Genomic DNA, 8,800 nt, shown 5'->3' with positions numbered 1-8,800 from the left:
CCGGAGGTGGCCATGCAGACCCCGACCCGGCCGGTGGCCTGGGCGTAGCCGGTGGCGGCGTGGCCGGCGCCCTGCTCGTGCCGGACCAGGATGTGACGCACCTTGGCCGAGTCCATCAGCGGGTCGTACGCGGGAAGGATGGCCCCGCCCGGGATGCCGAAGACGGTGTCCACTCCGACCTCTTCGAGTGAACGGATCAATGCCTGGGCGCCGGTCATCGCGGACTCCACGGGCCCGGTCCGTGCGTCGGGGGTGAACGGCGCTGGGGTCGATCCGGTGGTCTCGGTGCTGTGGGTGGTCACGGGGGACTCGCTCAACTGGGTCATCTGGCAATCTCTCGGTTTCGTCGACGTGGTGGTCCGGCGGGGAGTGCCGGGTGGTGTCCGTGGCCGGGGCCGCTGCGGTGCGCGGCGCCGTTGGGCGGCCAGGGACGTGTCGGGGAAACCGGGGCAGCAGGGTCTGTCTCCGCGCCGGTCGTCGGTCGTCGCGTGCTGAGGGGTGTTTCAGCGCTCGGTGCGACGCCGTGCCGTCAGGAAGCGTTGGCCGGAAGGGAGTTGCCCGGCCCGCAAGGAGTGTCTCGCGTCTCAGCCCTTGTTCGTGGGCGAGTGGTGGGTGAAGAGCAGGAAGACCAGGGCGATGGCGGCGATGGCCGCGCCGAGGCCGTACACGGTCGCGGCGCCGGCGCCGAGGGTGGCGCCGCCGATGATGGTGCCGAGGCCGATTCCGAGGTAGATGGAGGAGGAGTTGAGGGAGACCACCAGCGGGGCCTCCTGGGGGGCGACCTCGATCAGGCGGTGTTGCTGCGGGGGTGTCTGGCACCAACTGCTGGCGCCCCAGAGGAGGACCAGCAGGCCGACGACGGGCTTGAGGTCGGAGTCGGAGGCGGCGAGCCAGGCGAGGGACCCGAGGGCGACGACCATGGCGGTGTAGCCGACGATCAGGACCTTGGTGGAGCCCCAGCGGTCGGTGGTGTAGCCCGCGGCGAGGTTGCCGATGACGGCGCCGAGGCCGTACAGGAAGAGCATCCACAGGATGGAGCGCTCGGGCACCTTGACGGCTTCCAGCATGGGCACGCTGTAGGCGTACGCGGTGTAGCTGGCGCCCATGCCGAGGACGGTGAGCGGCAGGACGGCGAGGACGGCCGGCCGGCGCAGGACGGCGAGGCGGGTGCGTAGCGGCACCCGGACGTTGCCGGGGAGCCACGGCATGATCAGGCGCAGTATCACGGCGACGAGCAGGCAGAGTCCGGCGACGAGGCCGAGGGCGGTGCGCCAACCCAGCCAGTGGCTGGCGGCGTTGCCGAGCGGCACGCCGAGTGCGGTGGCGATGGTGAGGCCGCCGATGACCACGGCGAGGGCTCGGGCCCGCAGTTCGGGGCGGACGAGGGAGGCGCTGACGGCTCCGGCGTTGGGGGTGTAGGCGGCGGCGCCGGCGGCGGCGATGATGCGGCTGATGATCAGCACGGCCATGTTGGGGGCCAGTGCCGAGCCGAGGTTGGCGATGCCGAGCGTGAACAGTGCGGTGATCAGCAGGGTTCGGCGGGGAAGCCGGGCGAGGAGGGTGGCCAGGACGGGGGAGAGGACGGCGTAGGCAGCGGCGAAGACGGTGATCGACTGGCCGGCCGTGGCCGGGGAGACGTGCAGGTCCTGGGCCATGGAGGGGAGGAAGCCGGCCACGACGAAGGCGTCCGTGCCGACGGCGAACGTCCCTAAGGCGAGGACGAGGGTGGAGGACAGGCCGCCCTGGGGTGGTGAGCCGGGTTCGGCCGGAGCTTTCCGGTCGGCCGGAATCGAGACACTGGACATCCAGATTCTCCTTGCGGGTCGGTGCGCGTGCTGTGGTGTCGCCGCGCGGTGAGGCGGTCGGACCGTCGGGCGGTGCGGTCAGCCGGTCATGCGGGCGTAGTGGCGTCGGGTGCGGTCGGCGGCCCCGCCCGGCGCGGCGGCCATGAGGTCGGCCACCGTCTGCCCGGCGAGTTCGCGGCGCCAGGCCAGTTCGGCCTTGCGCATCGCGGTGGCGATCCCGCACGGCTGTCGGAACTCCCGTGCGATGGCGCCACCGCCGTCCGCACGCTGGCGGATCTCGGTGCAGCGGAACACGTCGTCGGGGCCCTCGATGGCGGCGACCACGTCCATCAGGGTGATCTTCTCCGGCCGTCGGCCCAGCCGGAAGCCGCCCTTGGAGCCCGGTGTCGAGCTCAGGATGCCGGCCCGGACCAGTGCCTGTAGGCGCTTGGTCAGGTAGGCCGGCGGCAGGTCGAACCAGGCCGCCAGCCGTGCCGTCGGAACCGGTTGCTCACTGTCGAGCCATGCCAGGGTGAGGCAGCAGTGCAGGCCCCACTCGACTCCTTCACCCATTCGCATAACCAGGACAATACACGTCCAGGTTCTGCGACGCAGGCCGGACACGCCGGAGGTCCGGAATATGTCAAGTCGCGGCCCGACGAGGGCGTTGCGGCCCTGCCGGACCTCCGGTACAACGGTGAGCAGCCGACCGGTCAGGCCCGCGAATCGGGCCTGAGGACCACCCGTCTGCCGTGCAGCTCGCCGCGTTCCATTCGGCCGTGGACCTCGGCGGCGGCGCTCAGCGGAAGGGTCTCGACCACCAGGGGGCGCAGCCGTCCGGCCGCGAGCAGGCGGTTGATGCCGACGGCGGCCTCGGCCAGTTCGGTGCTGGTCGCATGCGAGATCACGAAGCCGGCGATCGAGCAGTCCTTCATGTAGAGCGGCCCGACCGGGAGGATCGGCCGCGAGCGGGCGCCGGCCAGCAGGACGATCCGTCCGCGCGGGGCGAGCAGGTCGACGGCGGTGGCCAGGTCGTTCTCCCCGGACGTGTCGAGGTGGAGGTCGACGCCGCCGGGGCAGGCCTGGGCGAGCCGTTCGGCGAGGTCCGGATCGCGGTAGTCCAGGGCCTCGGCCGCACCCAGGGCGAGGCACTGTTCCAGGTCCCGGGCGGAGGCGGTGGCGACGACCCGGGCCCCGGCGTCGACGGCGAGGGTGACCAGCGCGGAGCCGACGTTCCCGGCCGCGCCGGCCACCAGGACGGTCTCACCGGCCCGCAGGCGGCCGTGTGTGAACAGGCCGAGGTAGGCGGTCGCGGCCGGATGGACGACGGCGACGGCCTCCTCGGGGAGGACGCCCTCAGGGAGGTGGTAGAGGCGGTCGGCGGGGACGACGACCTGCTCGGAGGCGGCGCCCTGGCGCCCGCCGTGGCCGAGGCTGTTGGTCCACACCCGGTCGCCGACGGCGAAGCCGGGGGCGGCCGGCCCGGCCGCGGCGACGGTGCCGACCAGGTCGCGGCCGATCACGAACGGGAACGCGACCGGGGTGCGGAAGAGGCCGGAGCGGACGAAGGTGTCCACCGGATTGACGGTGGTGGCCGTGACGTCGACCAGGATGTCGGTCGGCCCAGGACGGAGGGAGGGAAGTTCGCCGTAGCGGATGTTCTCGGGCGGCCCGAGGGCCTCGATGAAGGCTGCTCGCATGCTCGGAGAGTCTTCCACCGGTCAACGCCGGGGTGCCGCACGGAAGCCGTTTGTTCGTCAACTCGCGCGCGGTCGGCCCGCCCCTGATGGCCCCGGCACACCCCACCGGGCGGCTCCGGGGGCGATCGCGCCTGCTCGCGCGCTCTGTCCGGTGGTCCGGCCATAGGCCGCGCGTGCAGCCGTGTGCCCGGTGCACCTGGGCCCGGCCTGAGCCCTCTGCATACCGTCGACCCATCTGAAGATGCGTCTGCCATGTAGAGGTTGGGGATCTCGATGAGCGACTTCGCCCTGCACATCAGGGACACGCGAACACCCGGGCGCACGCCGGGCGTTGGCAGTTCCCACGACATCGTCCTCTCGGAGCTGTGCCCGGCGCTGTTCGCGTCGCTGCCCCGGGCGGACCAGCGCCGCAAGGGTGTGGAGTACCTGCGCGGACTGCTGGGCGCGGAGGGCCGCAAGTCGGTGCGCAACATCGCGCGGCTGATCGGCGGGCAGGCCACGGAGCAGAACCTGCACCACTTCATCAGCAGCTCCACCTGGGAGTGGGACCCGGTGCGCGCCGCGCTGGCGCACTACGTGACGTCCGTCGCGCCGCCGCAGGCCTGGGTGGTGCAGCAGACGGTCATCCCGAAGGCCGGGGAGCACTCGGTGGGCGTGGATCGCCGGTTCATCTCCTCGCTCGGCCAGGTGCTCAACGCGCAGCAGGCGGTGGGCGTCTGGGCGGCGTCCGAGGAGGTGAGCATGCCGGTGAACTGGCGGCTGCACCTGTCCCGGGCGTGGCTGGACGACGTGCCGCGGCGCAGCCAGGCGTCCATCCCGGCGAGTGTGGACACCCGGACGCTGGGCGACTGCTCGGTCGAGGCGGTGCTGGAGCTGACCTCGGACTGGCGGCTGCCCACGCTGCCGGTGGTGATGGACGTCCGGGAGCTGGACGGGATGAAGGCGCTGCGGCGGCTGCGCGCGGCGGGGGTGCCGTTCCTCGTGCGGATCAACAGCACGCTGCCGCTCCGCCCGGCCGAGGGGGCCGGGCACGGCGCGGAGGCGATGCCGGCCCACCGGATCATCGGGGCGTGCCGGGACCGCAGGCGGATGGTGACCTGGACCGACCACGGCCAGGACGCCGGGCTGCGTACCGCGCTGGTCGGTGCCGTCCGGGTGCGGACGGTGACCGGGGCGGCCCGCTCCCTGGGAGTGAGCCGCAGGCCGGACGGCCCGGACCGCGACCTGCTGCTGCTCGGCGCGGGCAGCTCCGGCCGGCGCTGGCCGCAGGAGCTGTGGCTGGCCGACGTCCCGGACGCCACGCCGGCCCAGCTGTTCCGGCTGAGCCTGCGGATCGGCCGGGTCGAGCGGGACTTCGACGAGATCGCGGACCGCACCGGCATCCGCGACTACACCGGCCGTTCCTTCAACGGCTGGCACCGCCATGTCACCCTCGCCTCGGCCGCACACGCGGTCGTGGCCCTCTCCCACACCGGCGGCCGCTCGCTCCGCCGCGTGAGCTAGGGGCACTCTTCCGGATCACGCCCGCGCCCCGACAGGCACTAGGTCCCTTGGTCGACTCCCGCCGACGGGCCGTCCTTGACGAGGAGGTCGCGGACGCGCGAGAGCCGTAGGGCGAGCTGGACTTCGAGCGCTTGGCCGGGGTCCTGCCAGTCGGGGCCGAGCAGTTCCGCGACGCGTTCCAGGCGGCGGGCGACGGTGTTCGGGTGGACGTGCAGCTTCTGGGCGGCCCGGGTGGGGCTGGCTCCGGTCTCGAAGTAGGCGTCCAGGGTGCGGCCGAGGTCGGTGAACCGCTGCCGGTCGTACTCGAGCACCGGACCGATGACCGAGTCGACGAAGGAACGGACGTCCCGGTTGTCGGCGAGCAGGACACCGAGGAAGCCCAGCTCCCGGGGGGAGGCCGAGCGGCCGGTGGCGTCGAGGGCGATCATCGCCTCCAGGCAGCGCAGCGCCTCCTGGTGGCAGTGGTAGACCGAGGCGGCGTCCGCGACCGGCCCGGCCGCCGCCACCGTGACCGGTTCGCTGAGCAGCGGGGCGAGTTCGTTCAGGACGGCCCGGGCCGTCGTGCCGGCGTCGGTGCCGGGCAGCAGCAGCACGGCGTTGCCGCCGTGCCCGACCCGCAGCCCGTTCAGTCGCTGGGCCAGGCCCGTGGCCAGGGCGCAGGCCCGGCCGACCGCTCGGGCCTCGGGGCGGACGACCACCACCACGTGCGGCGTGGCCAGGTTGATGCCGAGCCGGCGGGCGCGCTCCTCCAACTGCTGTGGCGGGCGCTGGGCGCTGGTGAGCAGGTCCTCCATCAGCTCGCCGTGGGCGCGGCCCTGCACGACGGTGGTGTCGCCGGTGCGCAGCAGCTGCACCGCCACCGCCTGGGCGGCCAGGTGCAGCAGTTCGTCGATGCCGGCCGCGGGGAGGTCCTCGGGGCGGAACACCAGGGTGCCGAGTATCTCGCCTCCGGCGGTGACCGGGGCCGCCCAGAGGCCGTCCGCGGTGTGGACCGGGCGTTTGGCGGCGTGCACCTCCGCGGCGGCGGGTCCGGTCTCGGGCATCCGGCCGGTGGTGGTCAGGACGGTGCCGTCCGCCGCGTGGATCCGCAGCGCGCCACCGAGGTTCCGGCTCACGGCTTCGGCGAGACCGTGGAGTTCGCAGTCGGTCAGCGCCCGTTCGATCAGCTCGTGATGGATGCGCCGGTGCTCGCTGAGCTCCCGCAGCGACTCGGTGGTGCGTCCGTGCTCCTCGCGCAGGGTCTGCGCGGTGGCCTTGGCGTCGTCGAGGACGAGGGCGCGCTGGACGGCCAGGCCGGCGAGCTCGCCGAGCAGGTTCGTGGTGGAGATCTCCTCCGGGGTGTAGTGCCGCACATTGCGGTCGGCGACGTAGAGCGCGCCGAAGGGGTGTGGGCCGTAGCTCAGCGGGACGGCCATGATCGCGCGCAGCGCCTCGGCCCGGACCACCTCGTCGATGTCGGTGCTGTGCTGGATCCGGTTGTCGTCGAGGTAGTCCGGGGTCCAGACCGGCGCGAGGTTGGCGACGGCGGCGTGGCCGAGTCCGGAGCCGCCGGTCAGCTGGAGGCCGACGTTGAGCGTGGAGGTGTGGCCGTCCGACGCCCGGATGTAGGACAGGCCGTCCTCCGGTCCGGGGAAGCTGACGTACGCCATGTCCGAGCCGAGGAGCAGGCGCGAGCGCCGGGTGACGACCTTGAGCACCCCGTCGAGGGTGTCGGGGACGAGGAGGTCCCGGGCGGTGTCGAGCAGCGCGGACAGGCCCGCCTCGCGTTGCTGGCGCCCGCGGCGCTGGGCGCAGATGTCCAGTCCGAGCCGGACGGCCCGCTCCAGTGCGGCCGTCTCGGACTCGCGGGCGCCGCCGCGGGCGGCCTCGGCAAGCAGTGACTCGATGCGCGCCGGTGGTGCCTCCGCCACCAGCAAGGTCAGTACCGTCAGCGCGTCAGGCCGCTTACGGACCCCCTGTTGGGCCATGCCCTACCCCCACCCGTGCACATCAGCCTTTTTGCCTGGCACATGCCAGGTAATGCAAAGTGTTTATCATGTCACTTTGGGTGGGGCTCGGATGATTCCACGGTTTGGACGGTGGAGGGGGCACCGCCGAGTGGCCCCGATGTGTTGCCGGGTCACCTTCCCGCCGCCCGTGCCGGTTGAGGAGGATGACGTGGTGGCCACCGGGGAGGTGGTCCGGGCGACAACGCCCAGCTGGCGCGGTGGGGGGCACAGGCGGACGACATGAAGGCGCTACAGGACTACCGCCGTTCGCTGGAACGGAGCAGGGCCGCGCTGGAGCACCCGCACCGGCCCGCGACCTTCCGGCTCTGCGGCCGTGAATGGGACCTGCTGCCAGGGATTTTCGCCCCGGTCTACTCGCCCACCAGCGAGATCTCCATGCGCCTGCTCGGTCTGGACGACCCGCGGGCCGCCGGGCGCTCCGGCTCGCTGCTGGAGATCGGCTGCGGCACCGGCGTCATCGCGGTGGCCGCAGCACTGGCCGGGCATGCACGGGTGGTGGCCGGCGACATCAACGAGGCCGCCGTCCGCAACACCGAGATGAACGCCCACCGGCACGGCGTCGCCGACCGCGTCCACAGCGTGCACAGCGACCTGTTCGCCGCGCTCGCGCCCGAGGAGCGCTTCGACACCGTCTTCTGGCACTCCAACTACGTGCTCGCGCCGGAGGACTACCGCTACCGGACGATGCACGAGCGCGGCTACGTCGACCCGGGCTACGCCGCCCACCGCCGCTTCCTCGTCGAGGCTCCGGGCCGGCTGGCTCCGGGCGGCTCGGTGCTGCTGCACTTCAGCGAGCGCGGCGACCTGACGGCGCTCCTCCGGATCGCCGAGGAATGCGGGCGCACCCTGCGGGTGGTGCGCAGCGGCGTCTTCCCGGAGGGCGAGGAGGAGGTCGCGCACATGTTGATCGAGGTGACCGTGGCGCGCGGCCGGTCCGGCGGCGAGACGGCACCTGGTACCGGCTTCTGACGTCCGAGCCCGGCGGCCCGATCTGCCACGCCGACTTCGGCACATGCCACGAGGTGCCTGCGCACGGTGGTCCGCCCACCCCGGGGGATGCGTGGGCCACCGGAGTCCGGCCGTGCTGTACGGCGTCCAGATGGGGCGCGCGCCCGAGCCGTTCCATGGCCGGATCTCGCCGGTCCGCCACCTCGGGACGGACCTCGTCGAGGGCCCGCCGTCACCGTTCTCGGTCGCGCCGGGGCGACATCTGACGGAGTGTGCCGCCACCTGATGGAGTATCCGCCACCTGACGAAGTGCGGGGGCGGGCGTTGGCGACACCTGGTGGCACGCCACAAGATCTGGAAGAGCCTCAGCCGTTCGGCGGCCGGCGGACCGCTGCCGGACCGGGACCCGGCCCGCGGGCCGGCCGCTCCTCCCTGACCCGTGCCATCCACAGCCTCGCCACGACGCCCTTCCGTGCGCGCCGCCGAGCCGGCGCACCTTCGCCCCGGGAGACCCCCATGGTCACCGCCCTGTCCGCGCTCCTGTCCCGGCCCGCACTCCATCAGCCCGACTGGGCCGACCACGAGCACCTTCCCGACATCAAGGACCGGCTGGCCGGTCTGCCGCCGCTGGTCGGCCCGGCCGACGTCCGGCGGCTGCGCTCCGTGCTCGCCGACGTCGCGGCCGGGCGGGCCCAGGTCGTACAGATCGGCGACTGCGCCGAGGACCCGGCGGAGTGCACCGGGGGGGGGGGGGGGGGGAAGAGAAGACTACTGTACGTCCTTGCCGGCCTCGTCACGCCGCGCCCCCCCCCACCCATAGTCCGGGTCGGTTGGACGGTCGGCGGGTTTGCCCAAC

8 protein-coding genes are annotated in these 8,800 nt (G+C 73.0%); 3 read left to right on the top strand and 5 right to left on the bottom strand.

Annotation, left to right across the window (positions count from 1 at the left end; translation table 11 throughout):
- The 4 genes from AC07AL_RS30130 to AC07AL_RS30115 form a co-directional block, all read right to left on the bottom strand.
- On the bottom strand, positions 1-326 hold a 326-nt coding region (locus AC07AL_RS30130; protein WP_478318904.1), incomplete at its 3' end, for a thiamine pyrophosphate-binding protein.
- A gap of 258 nt (positions 327-584) precedes the next feature.
- The gene (locus AC07AL_RS30125) at positions 585-1,805 is read right to left on the bottom strand and encodes an MFS transporter (protein ID WP_363632354.1); all 1,221 of its coding nucleotides are present in this window, start codon (positions 1,803-1,805) and stop codon (positions 585-587) included.
- 78 nt (positions 1,806-1,883) lie between these two features.
- Positions 1,884-2,363 (bottom strand): RrF2 family transcriptional regulator, encoded by a 480-nt coding sequence (locus AC07AL_RS30120; RefSeq protein WP_363587036.1) that lies wholly within the window; start codon positions 2,361-2,363, stop codon positions 1,884-1,886.
- A gap of 134 nt (positions 2,364-2,497) precedes the next feature.
- A complete protein-coding gene (locus tag AC07AL_RS30115) occupies positions 2,498-3,484 on the bottom strand; it encodes an NADPH:quinone reductase (RefSeq protein WP_363587037.1) in 987 nt (328 codons plus the stop codon).
- A gap of 273 nt (positions 3,485-3,757) precedes the next feature.
- Here AC07AL_RS30115 and AC07AL_RS30110 point away from each other — a divergent pair, with 273 nt between their 5' ends.
- Positions 3,758-4,987, top strand: a complete 1,230-nt coding sequence (locus AC07AL_RS30110) for an IS701 family transposase (protein ID WP_371516079.1) — start codon at positions 3,758-3,760, stop codon at positions 4,985-4,987.
- Positions 4,988-5,025: 38 nt separating this feature from the next.
- Here AC07AL_RS30110 and AC07AL_RS30105 read toward each other — a convergent pair whose 3' ends face one another.
- A complete protein-coding gene (locus AC07AL_RS30105) occupies positions 5,026-6,954 on the bottom strand; it encodes a helix-turn-helix domain-containing protein (protein WP_478318903.1) in 1,929 nt (642 codons plus the stop codon).
- 261 nt (positions 6,955-7,215) lie between these two features.
- On the opposite strand from AC07AL_RS30105, the gene AC07AL_RS30100 reads away from it, so the two are divergent.
- Together AC07AL_RS30100 and AC07AL_RS30095 are read left to right on the top strand one after the other, a co-directional pair.
- A complete protein-coding gene (locus tag AC07AL_RS30100; RefSeq protein ID WP_363632359.1) occupies positions 7,216-7,965 on the top strand; it encodes a 50S ribosomal protein L11 methyltransferase in 750 nt (249 codons plus the stop codon).
- 495 nt (positions 7,966-8,460) lie between these two features.
- Positions 8,461-8,800: 3-deoxy-7-phosphoheptulonate synthase (locus AC07AL_RS30095; protein WP_478318902.1), on the top strand; the 340-nt coding region annotated here is incomplete at its 3' end.

It is taken from the genome of Kitasatospora sp. NPDC043949, assembly GCF_056435365.1.
Note: the sequence above shows the minus strand (reverse complement) of the source record. Positions and strands in the feature narration are given on the sequence as shown.